Annotated in this window: 17 protein-coding genes and 1 riboswitch; of the genes, 9 read left to right on the forward strand and 8 right to left on the reverse strand. The window is 71.9% G+C overall.

The annotated features are described in order from the left end of the window. Positions 1-21 precede the first annotated feature (21 nt). From MODMU_RS07575 to MODMU_RS07585, 3 genes are all read left to right on the forward strand, one after another. Positions 22-2571, forward strand: a complete 2550-nt coding sequence (locus tag MODMU_RS07575; protein ID WP_014739618.1) for a helix-turn-helix transcriptional regulator — start codon at positions 22-24, stop codon at positions 2569-2571. A gap of 66 nt (positions 2572-2637) precedes the next feature. Beyond that, positions 2638-3090 (forward strand): cupin domain-containing protein, encoded by a 453-nt coding sequence (locus MODMU_RS07580; RefSeq protein ID WP_014739619.1) that lies wholly within the window; start codon positions 2638-2640, stop codon positions 3088-3090. Further along, positions 3087-3671, forward strand: coding sequence for a GNAT family N-acetyltransferase (locus MODMU_RS07585; protein WP_014739620.1), 585 nt, complete (start codon positions 3087-3089; stop codon positions 3669-3671). Before MODMU_RS07580 ends, MODMU_RS07585 begins: the two co-directional genes overlap by 4 nt. 154 nt (positions 3672-3825) lie before the next feature. Here the strand turns inward: MODMU_RS07585 and MODMU_RS07590 are convergent, their stop codons facing one another. The 3 genes from MODMU_RS07590 to MODMU_RS07600 all read right to left on the reverse strand — a co-directional run bounded on the left by MODMU_RS07590 (position 3826) and on the right by MODMU_RS07600 (position 5091). Further along, the gene (locus MODMU_RS07590; protein ID WP_014739621.1) at positions 3826-4155 is read right to left on the reverse strand and encodes a type II toxin-antitoxin system PemK/MazF family toxin; all 330 of its coding nucleotides are present in this window, start codon (positions 4153-4155) and stop codon (positions 3826-3828) included. Continuing rightward, positions 4152-4388 (reverse strand): type II toxin-antitoxin system VapB family antitoxin, encoded by a 237-nt coding sequence (locus tag MODMU_RS07595; protein ID WP_014739622.1) that lies wholly within the window; start codon positions 4386-4388, stop codon positions 4152-4154. The genes MODMU_RS07590 and MODMU_RS07595 overlap by 4 nt, the downstream gene beginning before the upstream one ends. Positions 4389-4758: 370 nt before the next feature. Beyond that, positions 4759-5091, reverse strand: a complete 333-nt coding sequence (locus MODMU_RS07600) for a hypothetical protein (RefSeq protein WP_166503423.1) — start codon at positions 5089-5091, stop codon at positions 4759-4761. 935 nt (positions 5092-6026) lie between these two features. Here MODMU_RS07600 and MODMU_RS07605 point away from each other — a divergent pair. After that, positions 6027-6260 (forward strand): hypothetical protein, encoded by a 234-nt coding sequence (locus tag MODMU_RS07605; RefSeq protein ID WP_014739625.1) that lies wholly within the window; start codon positions 6027-6029, stop codon positions 6258-6260. Continuing rightward, complete coding sequence (locus MODMU_RS07610) at positions 6250-6561, forward strand: type II toxin-antitoxin system PemK/MazF family toxin (RefSeq protein WP_014739626.1); 312 nt, start codon at positions 6250-6252, stop codon at positions 6559-6561. Before MODMU_RS07605 ends, MODMU_RS07610 begins: the two co-directional genes overlap by 11 nt. Positions 6562-6834: 273 nt before the next feature. On the opposite strand, the gene MODMU_RS07615 is transcribed toward MODMU_RS07610, so the two are convergent. Then, the gene (locus MODMU_RS07615) at positions 6835-7446 is read right to left on the reverse strand and encodes a dihydrofolate reductase family protein (RefSeq protein WP_041795060.1); all 612 of its coding nucleotides are present in this window, start codon (positions 7444-7446) and stop codon (positions 6835-6837) included. Positions 7447-8033: 587 nt separating this feature from the next. Further along, positions 8034-9476, reverse strand: coding sequence for a M23 family metallopeptidase (locus tag MODMU_RS07620; protein WP_085984735.1), 1443 nt, complete (start codon positions 9474-9476; stop codon positions 8034-8036). A 197-nt stretch (positions 9477-9673) separates the two neighbouring features. Between MODMU_RS07620 and MODMU_RS26815 the strand changes: the two genes are divergently transcribed. From MODMU_RS26815 to MODMU_RS07650, 4 genes are all read left to right on the forward strand, one after another. Further along, positions 9674-10210, forward strand: a complete 537-nt coding sequence (locus MODMU_RS26815; protein WP_014739630.1) for a hypothetical protein — start codon at positions 9674-9676, stop codon at positions 10208-10210. Positions 10211-11047: 837 nt separating this feature from the next. Then, the gene (locus tag MODMU_RS07635; RefSeq protein WP_014739631.1) at positions 11048-12067 is read left to right on the forward strand and encodes a C40 family peptidase; all 1020 of its coding nucleotides are present in this window, start codon (positions 11048-11050) and stop codon (positions 12065-12067) included. Positions 12068-12849: 782 nt separating this feature from the next. After that, a riboswitch (cyclic di-AMP (ydaO/yuaA leader) is annotated at positions 12850-13009 on the forward strand. Between the two features lie 110 nt (positions 13010-13119). Then, positions 13120-14253, forward strand: coding sequence for a M23 family metallopeptidase (locus MODMU_RS07645; RefSeq protein WP_014739632.1), 1134 nt, complete (start codon positions 13120-13122; stop codon positions 14251-14253). Positions 14254-14338: 85 nt separating this feature from the next. Next, positions 14339-14974, forward strand: coding sequence for a class I SAM-dependent methyltransferase (locus MODMU_RS07650; protein WP_014739633.1), 636 nt, complete (start codon positions 14339-14341; stop codon positions 14972-14974). Between the two features lie 244 nt (positions 14975-15218). On the opposite strand, the gene MODMU_RS26820 is transcribed toward MODMU_RS07650, so the two are convergent. The 3 genes from MODMU_RS26820 to MODMU_RS07665 form a co-directional block, all read right to left on the reverse strand. After that, positions 15219-15977 (reverse strand): TVP38/TMEM64 family protein, encoded by a 759-nt coding sequence (locus MODMU_RS26820; protein ID WP_083869691.1) that lies wholly within the window; start codon positions 15975-15977, stop codon positions 15219-15221. An 81-nt stretch (positions 15978-16058) separates the two neighbouring features. Continuing rightward, a complete protein-coding gene (gene lnt / locus MODMU_RS07660; RefSeq protein WP_430699188.1) occupies positions 16059-17624 on the reverse strand; it encodes an apolipoprotein N-acyltransferase in 1566 nt (521 codons plus the stop codon). After that, positions 17621-18184: a TlpA family protein disulfide reductase gene (locus MODMU_RS07665; RefSeq protein ID WP_231851788.1), complete on the reverse strand. Its 564-nt coding sequence runs from the start codon at positions 18182-18184 to the stop codon at positions 17621-17623. Before MODMU_RS07665 ends, lnt begins: the two co-directional genes overlap by 4 nt. Positions 18185-18729: the final 545 nt, after the last annotated feature.

Consider the following 18729-nt stretch of genomic DNA (forward strand, 5'->3'; position numbering starts at 1 on the left):
CGGGCTCGCTAGCCTGAGGCCATGCAGCGGCCGTGGCCGCTCACCGGCCGGGACGAGGAGCTGCGGAGGGTCGCCGCGGCGATCCGGTCCGGCGAGGTGGGGATCGTCGTGGCGGGCCCGGCCGGGGTCGGCAAGACCCGGCTGGCCCGCGAGGCGCTGGCGGTCGCCGGGCACCGTGCGGCGACCGTGGTCTGGGCCCACGGCAGCACGGCCAGCCGGCCGTTCCCGCTCGGTGCCTTCGCCGGGCTGCTCGACGTCCCGGCCGGAGACGCGGCCGGGACCATCGGCCGGGCGCTGGACGCGCTCGCCCGGCAGCAGCCGCTCGTGCTGGCCGTCGACGACGCCCACCTGCTCGACGTGCACTCCGCGATCGTGCTGCACCGGGTGGTGCTGCGGCGGCTGGCACCGGTGCTGGTCACCCTCCGGACCGGGGAGCCGGCTCCGGACACGGTGACGCAGCTGTGGAAGGACGACCACCTCCCGCGCCTGGACCTCGCGCCGCTGGACGCAGCGCAGACCAGCGGCCTGGTGGCCCGGGTGCTCGGGGGTCCGGTCGAGTCGGCCGCCGCGCGCCGGTTGTGGACCCTCACCCAGGGCAGCCCGCTGTTCCTGCGGCACCTGCTGGCCGGGGAGGTGTCGGCGGGCCGGTTCACCCCGGCGTCCGGGATCTGGCGGTGGACCAGCGAGCCGGCGATCTCACCCGAGCTGGTCGACCTCCTCGAGCGCCAGATCGGCGGTCTCGCGCCCGGGGTGCAGGACGTCGTGGACGTGGTGGCGCTGGCCGAGCCGGTGTCGGTCCCGACGCTGCGGGCGCTGACCTCACCCGCGGACCTCGAGCAGGCCGAGGACCGGGGCCTCGTGCGCACCGACGGGCTCGTCGCGCGGCTGGCCCACCCGCTGTACGGCGAGGTCCGCCGCGCCGCCATGGGCACGCTCCGCGCCCGCCGCCTCCGCGGCCAGGTCGCCCGGACCCTGGACGCGGCGCCGGACCCGATCCCCCGGGCGGTGCTCACCCTCGACTCCGACCTGCCCCCGGACCCCGCGCTCTTCCTGGCGGCCGCGGGGGCGGCGATCCGGGTCTACGACCTGCCGCTGGCCGAGCGGCTGGCCCGTGCCGCCGCCGTCCCCGGCGACCCCGCCGCCCGTCTGGTGCACGCGTCCGTGCTGTCCTGGCTCAGCCGCGGCGAGGAGGCCGAGACGATCCTCGGCCACCTCGGAGCGAGCGCACCGGATGCCGCGACCCGCGCGCTCGCCCACCTGCACCGCACCGGCAACCTGCTGTGGACGATGGGCCGGCCCGACGAGGCCCGCCAGGCGCTGGCCGCGGCCGAGGCCACCGGAGCGGCCCCGGTCCACGTCACCGCGATGTCCCTCGCCCTGACCGCCGCGTGCGGCGGGATCCGGCCCGTGCTCGCCCGCGGCCGGGCACTGCTGCACGACGAGCTGCCCGACGACCTGGCCCGCGTCCTGGTCGCCTCCGCGGTGTCAGCGGTGGCCGCGGTCACGGGGGACACCGGCCTGCTCGACGAGGCCGCGTCCCTGGGTGGGCTCACCGCCGACCGGGTGCCCACCGTCATCCCGGGGTTCGGGCTCGCGGACTCCCACGTGCTCGGGCACCGCCTCGCCGGGTCACCGCACCGGGCTGACGAGCAGGCCCGGCGGCTGCAGGCAGCGTCGGCGGACCTGCCGGGCCCGGCCAGGCTGATGGGGCTGGTCGTCGCCGGGCACGCCGCCCTCGCCGGGGGCCGGGTCCGCGCCGCCCTGCCCCTGCTGCGTGAGGCGTGGGCCGGGCTGGCGGGCTCGGGGCACGAGTTCGGGTTCCGCTGCCGCACGTTGCTGGCGACGGCCGCGGCGCAGGCCGGACAGCCCGCGTCGGCCGCTCCGCTGCTGGCCGGCATCGTCGCCGGACAGCACCCGGCCTACCGCCTGTACGAGCCCGACGACCTCCTCGCGCTGGCGTGGGGGGCAGCCGCCGAGGGAGCGACGACCGAGGCCCTCGGCCGCGCCGCCGCCGCGGCCGCACTCGCCCGCGAGACGGGCGCCCTCGCGTACGAGGTGCTGGCCTGGCAGACCGCGGTCCAGTTCGGGGACGCCACCGCTGCGCTGCCCCGGCTGGCGGACCTCGCTGAGGTCGGTCCCCGGGCCGCCGCGGCCTGCGCCCATGCCCGGGCCTGGGCAGACCAGGACGGCGAGGCGCTGCTCGAGGCCGCTCGGGCATGGGCCCGGCTCGGCGACCTCGTCGCCGCCGGCGACGCGGCGGCCCAGGCCGCCGACGTGCACCGCCGGCGGGCGCGGCCCGGGTCGGCGCTGTCCGCGGCGGCCCGCGCCGAGGAGCTGGCCCGCCGGTCCGGTGCCCGGACCCCGGCTCTTTCGGTCGCGGCCCGGCCGCTGCCCCTGACCTCCCGCGAGCGCGAGATCGCGGCGCTGGCCGCCCGCGGGCTGTCCAACAGGGACATCGCCGAGCGGCTGACCGTGTCGGTGCGCACCGTCGAGGGGCACCTCTACCGCGCCGGTCGCAGGCTCGGCGTCTCGACGCGCACCGCGCTGGCGGACGTCCTCGGGGTCGAGTAGCGCACCACCTGCACCCCCGCCGCACCGCCGGCGGAGGGTCGGTCGCACCCAGCCAGAGGAGGAGCCGTGAGCACTCTCCACGTCCGGGCCGGCGAGGGCCGGCACCACCGCATGATCGACGGGGACCACATCGCGAAGGCCGTCGTCCGCGATGCCGGTGGGTCCTTCGAGGTGTTCGAGGTGGTCGCGCCTGCCGGGCCGATGGCGCCCCCGCACGTCTCGCCGTGGAGCGGCGTCCTGTTCCTGCTCAAGGGCAGGATCACCGCCGTCGTCGACGGTGCGTCCCACGACGTCGAACCCGGCGGGCTGCTCGTCGTCCCGGCCGGGACGGCGATGACCTTCGCAGTGGTCGGCGGGTCCGCCCGGCTCCTGGCGATCACCTCCGGCGACGGCGCCGGGCGGTTCTTCGCCGACTTCGCCGGCTCGGTCCCGGTGGACCGGCCGATCGAGGACGTGGCGGAGGCGATCCGGTCGGTGACCGCGCGCCACGGTATCGCGCTCGCCGGCGCAGGCGGGTGAGCCGGACCGGTCCCGCAGCGGCCCGGGTGCCCGCGGCCGACCCGTCGTGGGCCGTCCGCCGGGCCCTGGCCGACGACGCCGCACGGATGGCACGGGTGAACGTGCGGTGCTGGCAGGAGACCTACCGGGGGCAGCTGCCCGACGCGGTGCTCGACGACCCGGACCTGCTCCCTGCCCGGGAGCGGTTCTGGACCGCTGCCCTGACCGACGAGCGCTGGCGGGAGAACCGCGTCGCGGTCGCCGAGCGGGACGGCGAGCTGGTCGGGATCGCCATGTCGGGACCGCCGCTCGACGCCGGCGCGGCGTGGGCGAGGCAGCTGTTCGTGCTCTACGTGCTCGCGGAGGAACACGGCACCGGTGCCGGGCGGGCCCTGCTCGACGCGGTCGTCGACCCGGCCGACCCGGTGGCGCTCTGGGTGGCCGACCCGAACCCCCGCGCCCAGGCGTTCTACCGCAGGCGCGGCTTCGTCCCCGACGGGGCGACGCAGGTCGACGGCGGCCTGCGGGAGATCCGCATGGTCCGCGAGGGACGGCACGAGCGGTGCGGCGGCACGCCCGGGAGGCCCCGGTGGAGCGGGTGACCGGGATCGAACCGGCATGGCCAGCTTGGAAGGCTGGGGACTGCATGCGCCATCGCCGCTGGTCAGCGTTACGTCAGGTGGACCCCGTGCCTTCCACGTGCCTGAGCGAGCAGGGGTCACCGCAAGGAGCGGCTCTTCTTTCGCCGAGACGGCGTCATTCCGCGCAGTCGACCGCGACGGCGAGGGCTCCGCAGATCTGGCGCATGCGGGTGTCGGCCAATCGTCCGAGCCGCTCAACGAGGATCGCGACAGAGACGCTCTCGACCGAGTCCATGTTGACCACGCAGCGGCGGGGTACCGGGTCCTCGCCGGGCTCGAGGCCGACTTCGCTGACCAGGCCGCGGATCGTGGTGGTGCATGGTGCGACGAGTGCGCGCCGGTGCCGGGGGATCACTGTGTCGCGGGAGAGGACGACGACCGGGCGGCGCCCGATCTCGGCCATCTCGCACCACCAGACCTCACCGCGTGCGGGAAGCGTCGTCACGACCGTCCGGCGGCTTCGCGGAACGACGCCAAGTCACCCCACTCGTCCGGTTCGTCGAGGGGGTGCTCGTCGTAGGCGGCGTAGCTCGCATCGACTTCGGCCGAACGGTGGCGCGCCACCAGCGCGCGCAGCGCCTCATCGATCATGGCGGCGTCGGTGTCACCGGATCTCAACCGTCGAGCGGCCTGGAGGAGATCGTCGTCGACGGTGGTGCTGAGCCGTGTTCTACTCATGCCACTATCATGCCACTGCATTGTCTGTTGCACGACGACGTCCTCACCCCGGCGTCATGCGGGCCGCATCTGTTCACCACACACCGTAGGGGGTCAGCTTTGGGCCGCCGTTGACAGACGAGAGGCTCACCTTCCGCGTCGAGCGCCACACCTCGACGGGCTGGCAGGTCGTTGATGCTGGATCCCGGGAACGCAGCGGCTACCGAGGACCGGGGAAGCGGACGAGTGACATCGAGCTCGAGAACCGCGCCCCCGCTGTCCTTTCCGCCGTGGCCGGCATCTGACTGGGCGAGGTTGAACATTCCACTCCCGGAAGTGGTCCGGGGTGGGCGCAGATCAGCGGAGGCGCCAGCCATGGGCAGCGCCTGCTTCAGCCGACCCTCGCCGGCGCCGGCCGGGACGCCGGGTGGGCCCCCGAGCCACCTCCTATCAAGGCGCCGGCGATGAAGACCCATGCCAGCCCCGCGGCAGCGAGCCAAGCCAGGTGGGTGACCAGCATGTACGGCCAGAACATGGTGATGCCGACGCCGGCCAGAGCGACCGCGAGCACGACCGGGGCCGGCCACCACAGCCTCCTTACGGCAAGGAGCAGCGCCCCGGCCGGGAGCCAGTAGGTCCAGTGGCTGACGGTCCCCAGCTGGCGGATCGGTTCTCCGAGGAACTCGCCGCCGGGGAGGGTGTCGGTCCAGGGCGTGAAGAACATCGCCGCGCAGTGAAACACGAGCGTGACCAAGCTGACGACGGCGACCGCGAGCTCCGGGCGCGTCAGCGGTACCGCCCGGCGCGGGAGGAGGGGACGGCTGACCACGAGTCGCGCCACTGCGGTCACCACGGCCACACCGACAAGAAGGCTCCAGTAGACCGGCTGGTTCGTGCGGTTCCTTCGCGTGGTTTCGGGACCTGGCCCTGTTCGTGGTCCCTGACCGCCAGCAGACGTGGGCCCTCCCGCTAGACCTCGTTCGAGACGTTAACCGCCTCGGTCAACTCCGGGACGGTGCCGGTGGACGGACACGGACGCCTGGAGCAGCGGAGCACTGCCTGGCCGTCTGAGGGAGGGGATGCGGGTTGCACGGTGGTCACCGTGAGGATGGCAGTCATCGGTCGCCCTTCCGCCGAATTCCCGCGAGGCCGGCTCGGCTTTGATCGCGGCGACTTGGGGCAGGACTTCGGCGCGAGCCCGGACATGGACGCCGGGCGAAGATCGTCGGATCCAGCGGTCCACCAGCTCCTCGCTGGAGAGCGAGGTCACGGTTGCCTCCGTATCGCACCGCGGCCCCGGGGTGCCGTGCGCTCGCAGGCAATCGGGAGAGGGGCCCCGTCGTCGGCCTCTCGACGAACATCTCCAGTCGCGTCCGGGAGTGTTGCCACCTTGCTGTCTTCCCCCCGGGAGGGCGCCGGGCGGTGACCCCGGTATTTCGCAACAGGCCTGATCGTCGTGCCTCAACCGTGCCTCGAGCAGCGGCCAAAGCCGGTGGTCTGCGGTCAGCAGGGTCAGACCTGTCAAGGCGCGAGAGCGGCGGCAAGGCCGCGCTGAGCAGACCGGCATACGACCTGTTCAGTGGGCGGAGCGGGTGACCGGGATCGAACCGGCATGGCTTACTTCTTCCCACGTCTTACATGCCGTGAGACAGTGAAGGGGTGGCTGAGACGATCACCTTCCGTCCCGATGAAGACGCCCGGCGGGCGTTGGCGGTTCTGACGCAGGACGGAACCTCTGTCTCCACCGCCGTTCGAGCAGCTCTGATCGAGGCCGCCAAGACGGCCGCGCGGGACAGGCTGCGTGCGGAGGCCGCTGCGCTGGCCGCCGATGACGCCGACCGTGCTGAGGCCGCTCAGGTCCTTCGGGACATGGAGACGCTGCGTGCGTGGTGAGGTCTACCGCCTGCGCTCTCCCCGCGGCGCCCGGGGCCATGAGCAGGCCGGCGTCCGCTATGCCGTCGTCGTCCAGTCCGACCTGCTGCCGCTGTCAACCTGGCTGGTCGCGCCGACGTCCACCTCGGCACGCGCAGCCACCTTCCGTCCTGAGGTTTCCATCGCGGGCCACCTGACACGGGTGCTGGCCGAGCAGACGAGTGCCGTGGATCCGCAGCGCCTGGGGGAGTCGGCCGGGAACCTCAGCTTCGATGAATTGCGCCGGGTCGACGCCGCGCTGCGCTTGGTCCTCGGCCTATGACGAACATCCCGCACATGTCCTGCCCGCGGCTCACCGCCGAGCCCGACCCCTCCACCAGCAGTCGCTCTTCGTGATCGTCGTCCACGGCACCCGAGCGTTCCGTGACCGAGTGCCGGGACCGGCTGTCACGCCGGGGGAGACGTCGACGACGGTGCTCGGGGCCTGGTATGCGACCGTGCTCCGATGGCGCCGCACGGCCGCGCTGCTGGTTGTCGTTTGGGACGCCTCCAGGATTCGCCTGTTCCAGATTGTCGTGTGCCGTCCCGCCCGCCATCACTTCACGACGCGGAACGTGAGATGCGTGATACCTGCACCCTCGATCACCCGGGTGCTTTCCAGCTCAACCGGCTCGGCGCTCTGGTCGAACAACCGGACGCCATCCCCGAGCAGGACAGGCACCAGATCGAGGTGTATCTCGTCAAGAAGTCCCGATCTGATGCACTGTTGCACCAGAGACGCACCGATCACGCCAACGTCCTTGTCACCCGCGGCAGCCTTCGCTTGCGCTACAGCGCTCTCGAGACCATCCGTAACGAACGTAAAGGACGATTCTTTGTCCACCCACTCTTGCGGAACCGAATGGGTAAGAACAAAGACCGGTACGCCCAAAGGATGTCCGCCACCCCACCCACGGGTGAGGTCGAATGTTCTCCGTCCCGTCACCAACGCACCTGTTGTCGCACTCGTCTCCCGAAGGTACTCGGCGGTCTGTGGCGCGACCTTGAACACCATCTCCGTGCCGGGCAGCCGGTATTCGGTGTCGCCGCCCATGTACCACGCCAAGAGCCGCTCGCCGCCCTTCCCCATAGGTGCTTCGGGACCGTCGTTCGGCCCAGCAATGAACCCATCCAGCGACGTTGCGTGCCCTGTGCGGACTTTCGCCATGGCCTTTTCTCCTAAACCCTCTGCATCCGCTTCGGTGGCCTAACCTGATCGCTAAACTTGCGGGAAGCATGCTGCGGCTGGGTCGTGTGGCGCAAGGGTGGATCGCGTCCCACAGATGCAGGAAGGCCTTCGTGCGGCGGTAAGCCAAGCCGTCGGACGACTGACACGGGAAGTCGTTCTGTCAAGTGCGTAGGGCGAGGCGCCGCGCAGGGCTGGCTGCTCTCGCGGCACCTCGTCCGTGCTGGCTGGAGCGGCGGCCGATACTCGGGTGAACGTGTCGGTGCGACGCGCGGTCTGCGATGCTGATTTGCGCGGATTGGTTACCGCAGGACGGCGTTCGGCTGGGGCGCTACGGGCGTGTATGAGGTCGATGTCGAGCGTCACGTCGGTCGACCCTCGTTTCGGGGCGATCGTCGTGGCTCAGAGTCGAATCGCCGGTCGGACCCCTCGCTCAGGGTTCGGTTGCCGGTGCTCCAGTCAGGCCCCGGGCCAGGAGCGGGAGCGCGGCGGCGGTCATGTGTCGCCGTCATAGGCGCGTGAGGCTCGCGACCCGGTCGGCGGCGGATCGGCGGGCTCGGGGCTGGTCGTCAGCAGCGACCGCCCATGTCCACACCCCGCGCAGCCAGCCACGGGATCGGGTCGGTGGCGCCGGCGTACATGCCGTCGGTGTTGACCTGGAAGTGCAGATGCGGCCCGGTGGACTGGCCGCGGTTGCCGACCTCGGCGATGACCTCACCGGCTGACACGCGCTGGCCCACGCTGACGAAGTAGTCGTTGATGTGTCCATACACCGTGACGGAACCGTCGTCGTGCTGGATGTACACGGCCAACCCGTAGCCGGTAGCCGTTCCGGCGCGCACGACACGGCCTGACGCGGGGGCGTAGATGGGAGTGCCCATGGGAGCCGCGATGTCGACGGCGTTGTGCATGGTGCCCCAGCGCACCTCGAAGCAGGTGGTGAACCGACCGCTTGTCGGCGCAACACCGCCGCTGCGCGTCGCCGGCTTCACCGACGTCACCTGACTGGACGTGCCGTCGATTGGCTTGGCCGGGGCGGGCTGCTCGGCCGCCGCGCGAGCTCGTGCGGCCGCCTGAGCTGCTGCCTTGGCGGACGCAGCGGCCTGTGCCGCTTCCGCTGCCTGCTGCTGAGCCTGCTGGTCCTTCCACGCCTGATAGGCGTTCCGCTGCCCCTGCAGCGACAGCAGGTTCACCTGGGCGTCCTGCAACTGCTTCTCGTACGTGGCCTTCTGTGCGCTCACTGACTGCACCGCAGCCTGGAACGTGCCCACCTGCGCGTCTGCGGTGGCCTTGGCCTCAGCGCTCTCCTGGGCAGCCTCGTCCTTGTCGGCGACCGCGGCCTGGGCCTGGGCGTCCGCTTGGGCCTGCCGTGTCCGGGCAATCTCCAGTTGGTCGAGAACGGCGGCTCGCTGGTCGCCCAACAGTCCGAGTGTGGCCGCCTGCTCCATCAAATCCGAAGGCCCTTCAGCGCTGAGCAGGGCGGCCACGCCGCTGATGGATCCACCGCGCATGTAGTTTTCTCGCCCAAGCGTGGCCACGTCCGCCTGAGCCACGCTGACAGCGTCGTTGGCAGCCTGCAGCGCCGCTGCCGTTTCAGTGGCCGCCTGCTGAGCCTCTTCCAACTGTCCCTGTGCGATCAGATATGCGTCATTGGCCGCTTCGGCCTGTGCGGTGACGCGCTGCAGATCGGACTCGGCGGAGGCGACGAGGGCGGCGATCCGGCCCACCTCATCGGCTGCCGCCTGCTGTGCGGTCTGAGCTGACGTGATGTCGCCGTCGCTCGGGTTGGTCGGCGCGGCGAGCGCCTGGCCAGGGAAGACGCTCACGAAGACAGCAATCAGTGCGGCAAGGGCCGTTACTGCAGCGACGTTCCTGCCGCTGCAGTAACGGCGGTTGGCGCCGAGAGGGGAGGGAAGCTCTGCGGGGTGATCGGCGCTGGTAGCACGCTCGTTCGCCGCGGTCGCACAGATGACCGGGTGCGTCGTACGGCGGCGTCCGACCCACCGGTACATGTCTCTCCTCAAGTCGTTGTTCGTCCCCACCCCTACTACTCGCAGTAGTAGGAACGGCAGTCGCGGGACATCCTTGAGGGAAGGACTCGAAAGGGGGAGAAGGTGACCGGACGCCGACGGTGCTTCTCAACGACCAACGGCTGGATGATCTCCGTGAGCCGGCTCCCGCCCGGTCATCAGGGCGGCATGCTGACGACGTGACCGCACCCGCCAACGCTCAACGAAGTGGGGACCGCGCGTTCGCCGCGGCGGCCGCGCTCGGCCCGTTCTTCCAGGTGGCCGGGCGCCCGGGGCCGGACTGGACCTCATGGGCCGCGCTGCGTGCCGATCGGCAGCCACTGCGCCGCCGCATCGACGAGGTCCACGCCATCCTCGCCGCCGGCCCGGGGAGCCCGCAGGTGGAGCCTGCCGTGGTCGCGTCCCTCGTCCACCTCGGGTTGGTGTCCCGCCTGGTGTCGCCCCTGCTGGGCGCGGCACTGCTCGCCGGCGTCCTTCCGGTGACGCCCATCGAGTTCGTGCACGTCCGCCTCGCCGGCGTCAATCCGCTTCCACTGGCAGTCGGAGCGGCGTCGCCGACAGAGATCGGTAGCGCCGCTGACCTGGCCGCCGCGTTCGACGAGTCCTGGCTGGTTCCCGGCGTCGAACCGCTGACCCGGAGCATGAGCGACGCGTGGTCGGTCTCCCGGCAGGTTCTCGACGGCAACGTGACGTCCGCCGTGGCCAGCCGCCGTTGATCTCGGTCTGGGTGACCCGTTGCGCAGGGTCGCGGGACTGACCCCCAGATGCCCGGCCACCCGTGCCAGCGCCCCCGGCCGGGTGGCCGGATCACGCCGGGCCTCCACCGCCATCCGGGTCCCCCGTTCACGCAGCTCGTCGGGGTACTTCGTCGGTGCCGCCACGACTCTCATGCTTCCCATAAATGAGGGCCTCCATCCGATGCGGCGCGGGACACACTCGCTTCTGGTGGAAACCGCTCCAGCTCCTTTCCCCGTCTTACAGCCCGTGAGACGCTCCTGGGTGGCTGAGACAAGCACCTTCCGTCCCGATGAAGACGCCCGGCGGGTGGTCATCTCATCGCTGTCGACCAGTCACGCGCTCGGGAACGGCCGCGGGCGCCATGGCGCGTCAGACCGAGCTCACGGGGATGACTTCATCGACCGTCAGCGCGCCGGCGATGAGATCAGTAGGGAGCAGTACGCGGGCGGCGCTGGCCACCCGGGATTGGTCGGGAATCGGGGCGCTCTCCCGACCTCTGGTTGGCAGAGCTACCGGCCACGCAGCGCCTATCTACAGGCAACGCAGTCAACGCCGAGATGGCGCACGAGGGTGCGCTCCCCGTGAAGGTGTACGCCAGTGCATGTGGCCACTGTCAGTCAACCGCTTCCTAGCTCGCGGTGGGACCCAACGGGCCAATGTGTATTCCTGCGGCGTGTGGGGAGCACGTGAGATGACGGTGCAGTCTGACGAGCGCGCCCTCCCTCGTTTGTCGACATCGGTTCCCTACCGTCCGGTTGCGACGCGCACGGAAATGGTCCCTTCCCCGGGCCCGGCGCAGCTCACGGAGGTCACCGGTGCAGGTATGGCGCACGATCACCCGCCGGCCCCGTGCGGTCCTCGCCGTCGGGGCGCTCCTCATTGCCGGGGGCATGCTGTCGCCGTCGGTCGCCTCCGCCGAGCCCGGGACCGCCGCAGAGGCCATGCAGCAGGTGCGGCAGGCCGCCCAGGAGCTCACTTTGGTCGACGCGCAGATCGACGAGGCAGAGGTCATCGTCGCGGGCCAGCAGGAGGCGGCGCGCGTTGCCGCCGCTGAGGCGGCCGACGCCCAGCGCATGCTCGACGCCTACGAGCCACAGTTGCGCGCCATTGCTCAGAGCGGCTACATCGCCGAAAACCGGTCGCGGGTGGCCGCCTTTCTCAGCAGCAACTCCGCGACCGAGCTCGTCCAGCAGATCGCAACGCTCGATGTGATCGCCGACCGCACGAACGCGATCATCGCCGAGGTCGCCCTCCTCCAGGATGCGGCCGCGGCGGCCGAGGCAGAGGCGGCCGCGGCGGCCGCGGCGGCCGAGGCCGCGCTCGCTGAGCTGCAGGCGCAGCAGGCTGAGGTGCAGGAGCGGATCGGGCAGTACGAATCCGACTTCGGCCGGCTCACCGCGGCGGAGCAGACCGCCGTCACGACGGAGATCGCCGGTCCAACGCTGGCCGCCCCGAAGGTCGCGGCGCTGCCCGTCGTGCCGGGTAGCGCGAGCGCCACCGCCATCGAGATGGCCCTCGCTCAGGTCGGCGACCCCTATGTCTGGGGAGCGTCCGGCCCGGACGGTTTCGACTGTTCCGGCCTGACGTCGTTTGCATATGCGGCTGCGGGAGTGTCACTGCCGCGCGCCAGCCGAACGCAGGCGACCGTGGGCCGGGAAGTCTCCCGCGGAGAACTGCAGCCGGGGGACCTGGTGTTCTTCTATGACCCGATCAGCCACGTCGGTCTCTACATCGGCAATGGCCAGATGGTGCACGCCCGGACGTTCGGGCAGCCTGTTGCAGTCACGACTGTTGATCAGGCCGGGTATCGGTTCGCGCGCCGCATCGTCGGCTGATGGTCGGAACGTAGGCGAGCGTCCAGCTGTCGTTCCCGGCCCCACGGTTGACTGGCGTCGAATTCCCAAACGGAATCCCTCCGTTCCGTCCGCTGCGGGATCACGGGCGATCACCAGCGGTGGCGGTCTGCCCCGAGAAGCTGTGCCTGCAGTCACCAGTTGCGGCCAGCGCAGTGAGATCGGGACGGTGCGGTCCTGAGGACAACGGCCAGCCGAGGGTGCCTCGGCGACCCGGTGGCGCCGCTGCAGCGGGGGAAGTGAGTCGCGGCCGATGCGGCGATGTGAGCGATGATCCGCAGTCTCGGTCGGTGCGAGGGACATCGAAGCCTGCGAGGCCGACCTCGACGCCCTCGCGGCGATCCCGAGATGCGGCCGCGCAGCGCCAGGTCGACCAGCAGCGTGTCGCGCACGGCGACCCCCGCGATCCGGTCGTCGTGAGCCGTGGTGTCCCAGGTGACGGAGGCTCATCGGAGCGACCTTGACTGGCGCCAGTCGTCCCCTGGAGGACCGCTTCTCGGTCACAGTCTCCAGCTCCGCCGGCACGGCCGTCAGATCCATCCATGTGCACTTCAGGTGATGCCGACGGTCGCCTGGGAGGGACGTCGAAGCCGGTGTTCCGGGCTTCAGTGCCCTGCTGGCGGCCCGCCTATCGCCCGGGGTCGCTCAAGGAGCTCGGGCGCGCAGGTGTGGGACGAGTCGTTACCCGACCGTGACAACTAAGACGCTTCGTACTACCGTTCCGTCCGGCCCGGCCGAGCCGCGTTCCTCAGTCAGAGGACCTCGGACGGACCCCGCCGAACCATCCGTGCCACTGGCCGGGTGGACCGGGGACCCATCGATCCCCTGGGGTGAATCCTGGCGGCGCACCTGCGTGCGCTCCAGGTAGGGCGTCTTCCAGCCCGAACCCGTCAGCTAACTCGGTAGGCGGTCAGGAAGAACGGAGAGCCGCCGTCTTGGCGACCCTGCACAACCGCGCCTCCCGCACGCCTCTCGTCCGTCGCTCGGCACACGCCCGGCTCGACCGTGGCTGGGGCCGGCAATGGCGTCATCTCATGATCCCCACCGTGGCCATCGCGGGGCTCCTCGTCGGTGGCGGGGCACCGTCAGCGCTCGCGGCGCCGAACGTCGCCGGCCAGGACCAGCCCGGCCGTGACGCTCTCACTGCGGAGATCGAGCGGATCAACCAGCGCCTGGCGACGACCGAGGAGGAGTTGCAGCGAGCGACGGTCGAGGCCGAGGCCACCGCGGACGCGTCCCGAGCCGCGCAGGCCGAGCTCGCGGCGGCGGAGTCGGCCGCGGCGGCGGCCACCGCCGAGCTCGAGGCCGCGCAGGCCGCCGCCTCGCAGGCCCAGGACGACGTCGCCACTCTCGGACGGGAGGCGTTCATGGGATCCGCGCCCCTGGGAGAAACTGTCGTGCTGCTCGACGCTGCCGGTCCGGAGGAGGTGCTGCAGCGCGCCGCCACCATGGACCTGTTGGGCGAGGACCGTGCCGCGCGCCTGGAGGCATCCGAGGCCGTCCGGCAGCGGCAGGAGGACGCGGACCGGGCGGCACGGGACGCGGTCGCCGAGCGAGACGCGGCCGTACGGGCAGCGGCCGACGCCGACGCGGCCGCCCAGGCCCAGCTCGCGGCATCCCAGCAGGCCTACGACGCAGCCGCCGCGGAGAAGGCCGGTCTGGAGCAGCAGCTCAAGGACGCCGAGACCCGGCTGCTCGCCGCCCGAGGCGCTACCGATCCGAACGCCACCTGGGAACAGCAGCAGCGCACCCGGCTCGCCCAGGCCAGCGCCGGCGCGGGCGCGCTGGTGAACGGCCGGGTCACCTCCTGCTACGGCAGCCGCTGGGGTACCAACCACAACGGCATCGACATCGCCGCTCCCATCGGCACCCCCATCTTCGCCCCGGAGAGCGGGGTCGTCTTGCAGGCCGGCCCGGCCAACGGGTTCGGGCTGGCCGTCTATCTCCAGCACCCCGACGGCACCATCACCGTGTACGGCCACATCAACCAGTACTTCGTGACCGCCGGCCAGACGGTCACCGCCGGCCAGCAGATCGCCGAGGTGGGCAACAAGGGCCAAGTAACCGGCCCGCACCTGCACATCGAGACGCACACCGGCGGGCTGTACCAGAACCGGGTCGACCCCGCTCCCTGGCTCGCCGCGCGCGGCATCAGCCTCGGCTGCTGACCCGTGACTGGCGAGTGACCGTGTTCCGAAGTGCTCCACCCTGTACATGGCTATTGTCGCTCCGTCCCTCGCCGGGGGAGGTGTGATGGGAGTGGTCGGACGGCAATTCGGCTCGCCCTCCGGGCTGCTCGGACGCCTGGCCGGGCGCTTCATGGCACGCAACAACGCGGCCTTCAACCGGCGACTCGTCGACGAGGTGGCGTCCTTGGTGCCGCCGGCCCGTGTTGTCGCCGAGCTCGGCTTCGGCCCCGGAGTGGGCCTGGCCGCGCTCCTGTCTGCGTTCCCCGACGCACTCGTCCTCGGTGCGGACCCGTCGCCGGCTCTGGCCGGTCAGGCAGCCGGCCGAAACCGCGCGGCGATCGAGGCCGGGCGGCTTCGCCTCGTACAGGGCGACGCGGTGGCGCTGAACGCGTACCGCCCGATCGACCTCGTCGTCGCCGTCCACGTCCTCTACTTCTGGTCAGACCCGGTCAAGGCACTCGAGGCAATCAGGCATCTCCTGCGGCCCGGCGGTCACGTCGCGCTCGGGTACCACCTCGAGCGACACATGCCTGCAGTCGCCCGACGCGACTTCGTCGCGGAGGGGCACCGGCTGTACGAGGAGGATGAGGACGTCGCCGCGCTGCTGCCGCCGGCCGGGCTCAAGGCCGAGCATCACCGGGTGTTCGGTCCGGTCGACGGTCCGCTGGGGAGGCTTCTCATCGCCTCATCGGTGTCATGACGAGCAACGGTGACGTGGTGGCGGCGCTGCGGGCGGGACCACGCAGCCGGTCACCGTGGGCCCATCAGGCGCCGCCGGCAGGCTCAGTCTGGCTGTTGAGAGCGGCCGCGCCTGGGGTTGAACTGCCTCCTGGCTGGGTGTCGGCGTACCGCCCGGTGGCCACCAGTGGCCGCTCCGTCCCTCACTCGCGGCCCCCGCTGGTAGCGACCGCCTGATTCCGCGGAGGGCTGCGGGTTTGCTTCGATCAGTTGTCGGGTCGCTCCGGCGGGAGAGTGGACAGGTCATCACCGAGACCGGCCCGCCTCGTCGCGGTGGATCTCCAGCCCATGTGCGGCGTGGCATGCGGCCAGTGCCGCCGCCACCAGAGCCAGGCCGCCAGCAGCGCGCAGGACGCCAGGACGGCGAGTGGCGCGACGCCGGCCAGTGACGTCCAGAAGCCGGTGCTCGTCACGGAGGTGCCGATGCCGACGTACAGGACCGACCACGGCACCAGCCCCAGCGCGGTTCCGAGCAGGTAGGGCAGCAGCCGGACGCTGCTGAGGCCGGCCGCGTAGCTGACGACCATGAACGGCGCCACGGGCGCCATGCGCGCGGCAAGGACGGAGGCGAACCCCCGTGCGCCCACCCGGCGGTCGAGCGCGGCCAGCCGAGCACCGGCCAGGCGGGCCACGGCTTCCCGGCCGAGCCAGCGGCTCAGGGCGAAGCCGGCCAGTCCACCGAGCAGCCCGCCGCTCAGGGCCACCGCCAACCCTGCGGGGAAACCGACGACGGCACCCAGCAGCACGGAGATCGCCGATCGCGAGACGGGCGTCTGCAAGGCGAGGGAGACGCCCACGACAGCCACCAGCCAGCGCGCAGCACCTCCCTCGTCCAGCCAGGAACGCACCTCTGCGACGGTCGGCAGGTCGACCGACAGGGTCACTGCTGCGCCGGCGAGAAGGGCGAGGACGAAGGCACCGAGGCGCAGCCGCAGCCGCCGGGACAAACGGGGTTCTTGCGTCATCGCGAACCTGCGGGCGGTGACCCGACGGCCCAACCGTTGCGCCGCGCTGCCCGTCCACCGAGGCGTCGGAGCATCTGCGGATCACGTCCCCACCGTGACACGCCGCAGCCGACGGCAACGCAGAGCAGTGGCGACCCGCGCCAACGGGGAGGCGAGGAGGGACAGCGCCGCGACCGCCAGCACGGGCCCGTCGCCGGTGCGGGAGTACACGGTCATGCCGGTGCGCAGCGGCACGGTCGCGGTGAGCACCTCCGCAGTGCTGAGCCCGGTCTGCTCGACGACGAGTCCGTCGGGCCGCACGATCGCCGTGTACCCGGTCGGCGCGGCCTGCAGGACGGCACGGTCGAACTCGAGGGCGCGCATCCGTGCGGCGGCGACCTCGGTCGCAGGAACCTCCTCGGTCGTGTACGAGGCGGCGTTCGTCGGCACGAGCAAGATCTGACCGCCGGCCTCGACGGCGGCACGGATGCGGTCGGAGAAGAAGACCTCGTAGGAGATGACCACGCCCAGTGGACCGGCGGCGGTGCGCAGCAACCCCGGGCCGCGGCCCGGGGTCGCGTCCCGCGGCACCAGCGCCGTCATGTCCGACAGACTCTCGAGCAGCGCCCGGGCCGGGATGTACTCCCCGAAGGGCACGCGGTGGACCTTCTCGTAGCGGTCGACGATGCGCCCGGCCGGATCCCAGGCCACCGCCGCGTTGCGGAAGCGCTCGTCAAAGGACTCGCTCAGGCCGGCGACGACCGTGGCTCCGGTGCTCCGTGCCAGCTGAGCAACGCGCGCGGCCTCCGGCGTGTCGGCCACCGGGCCGGTGACACCGAGGCTGCTCTCGGGCCACAGCACCAGGTCGAGCCCAGGTGGCAGGTCCTCGCTGAGCAGGAACTGCCGCTCCGTGACGGCGTTGGCGTCACTGACCACGGCGGGGATGCCGCGCGGGCCACCGCCCTGGACCAGGGCCGCCCGTAGCGAGCCCGCCGAGGCGCCGTCCGGACCGGCCAAGAGGACCCCCACCGCGCTCGCCGCGACGAAGGCGGCGACGGTGAGGAGAGTGCGAACCCGCCGGCCGGCGGCGAGCACGGCGGTCGCCGCCGCTCCTGCACCGGTGGCCAGGCCGACGACGAGCAGCGAGCCGCCCAGAGGGGCGGCGACGACGAACGGCCCGTCGAGCTGCCCCAGCGCGATCCCGGGGATGGGGAAGCCGCCGAACGGGAACCGGGCGCGCACCGCCTCCAGGGCCACGAGCGCGGCCGGGACTGTCCACCACCGCGCGGGACGGGCGTCCACCAGCAGCATCGCCACGGCGAACAGCACCACCTCCAGCACGAGCAGGGCGGCAAACCCCGCCGGGTGGAAACCGGTCAGCCAGCTCAGCGTCGGCAGGAAGAAGGCCAGCCCGGTCATGGCCCCCAGGACCAGCCGCTGCCGCCAGGCCAGACCCAGCAGCGACCAGGTGAGGACGGCAGCGCCGAGAGGCGCGAGGTACCAGGCCGTCCGGGGCGGCATGCTGCCGGCCAGGAGGACACCGGCCGCGATGCCCGCGAGCAGCCGCGTCCAGCTCGGCAGCCACCCTGCCTTCGCACGGCGCCGGTTCTCCGGGACAGAGACACTCGGCTCCACGACGGGCGCCGACGGACCGCCGGCGGCGGTCACGGCGGAGTCGAGGCGGAGTCGGCCACGAGCAGGGAGACCATCTCGTCGAAGCGCTCGGCCGAAGCCTGACCGATCTGCCGGTCGAGAATCCTCCCGTCGGCCGCGACGGCCAGGGTCACCGGCAGGCCTGGAGCGGCCAGATCGGTCAGGAGCTCCTTGTCCCGGTCGACGACATGCGCGTAGGTCACGTCCAGATCGGCGAGGACCGCGGCCGCGGCCGAGGGCGTGTCCTCCGTGTTGACACCGAGAAGACCGATGCGATCGCCGTCGCGTTCGTACGCCTTCTGCAACAGGGGCATCTCCTCCCGGCAGGGCGCGCACCAGCTGGCCCACAGGTTGACCAGGACCGGCCGGTCGCCGAGGTCGTCGAGTGCGACGTCCTCACCGGGCACCAGGCACGGCAACGTCAGGACGGGCAGCGTGTCGCCAGTACGGACCCTCTGACCGTCGGCGGCGAAGGGCTCGCAGGTCGCCACATCGCCAGGAACGGCGGCCGCGGTCGGCTCGGCGTCGTCCGCCGAGGGCGCGGCGCCGCAGCCGCTCAGCGCCAGCACGGTCACCAGCGCGGCGGCCGTGCCCCTGGACGATGTCATCCGGCCTCCCAGAACTGATGTCGTCGCCTACCGGTCGATCTCGTGACCCTGGCCAGCCTACGGAGGCGGTCGGGTGCTCCCCGGTAGGTGCGCCGTCGGGCGCTGGCCATGCGGGCGCGTTGCACGAGAACAACTATGGCGTCTCGTACTATGTCCCATAGTAAGAAGGGATCCCGGCTGCGGGAACGGTCCCTTCAGCCGTTCCTGCCGATCACGAGGTGACACCGGATGTCGGGGAAGTCGTCGCGCAACAAGAAGGGCACCCCACCCCGGAGGGGGGTGCCGTCGGGGAAGGGTGCCGCGGCGGCCGGGGCCGGACGGCCGGCACCCGGGAGGCAGGCCGCACCCGGGCCGGTGACGGGCGGAGATGCCGGAACTCGGGCGGCCGCAGACGTTGCGTCTCCGCTGAAGGCGTTCCGGCCGCCGACACTGGAGCCGCCGTCCCGGGTCTTCTCTCCGCCTCGGACGGCGACGGCGTCCCCCGGGTGCAGCCGGGCACCGGGCGGCCGGTC

It is taken from the genome of Modestobacter italicus (assembly GCF_000306785.1).
GTDB classification, from domain to species: domain Bacteria; phylum Actinomycetota; class Actinomycetes; order Mycobacteriales; family Geodermatophilaceae; genus Modestobacter; species Modestobacter italicus.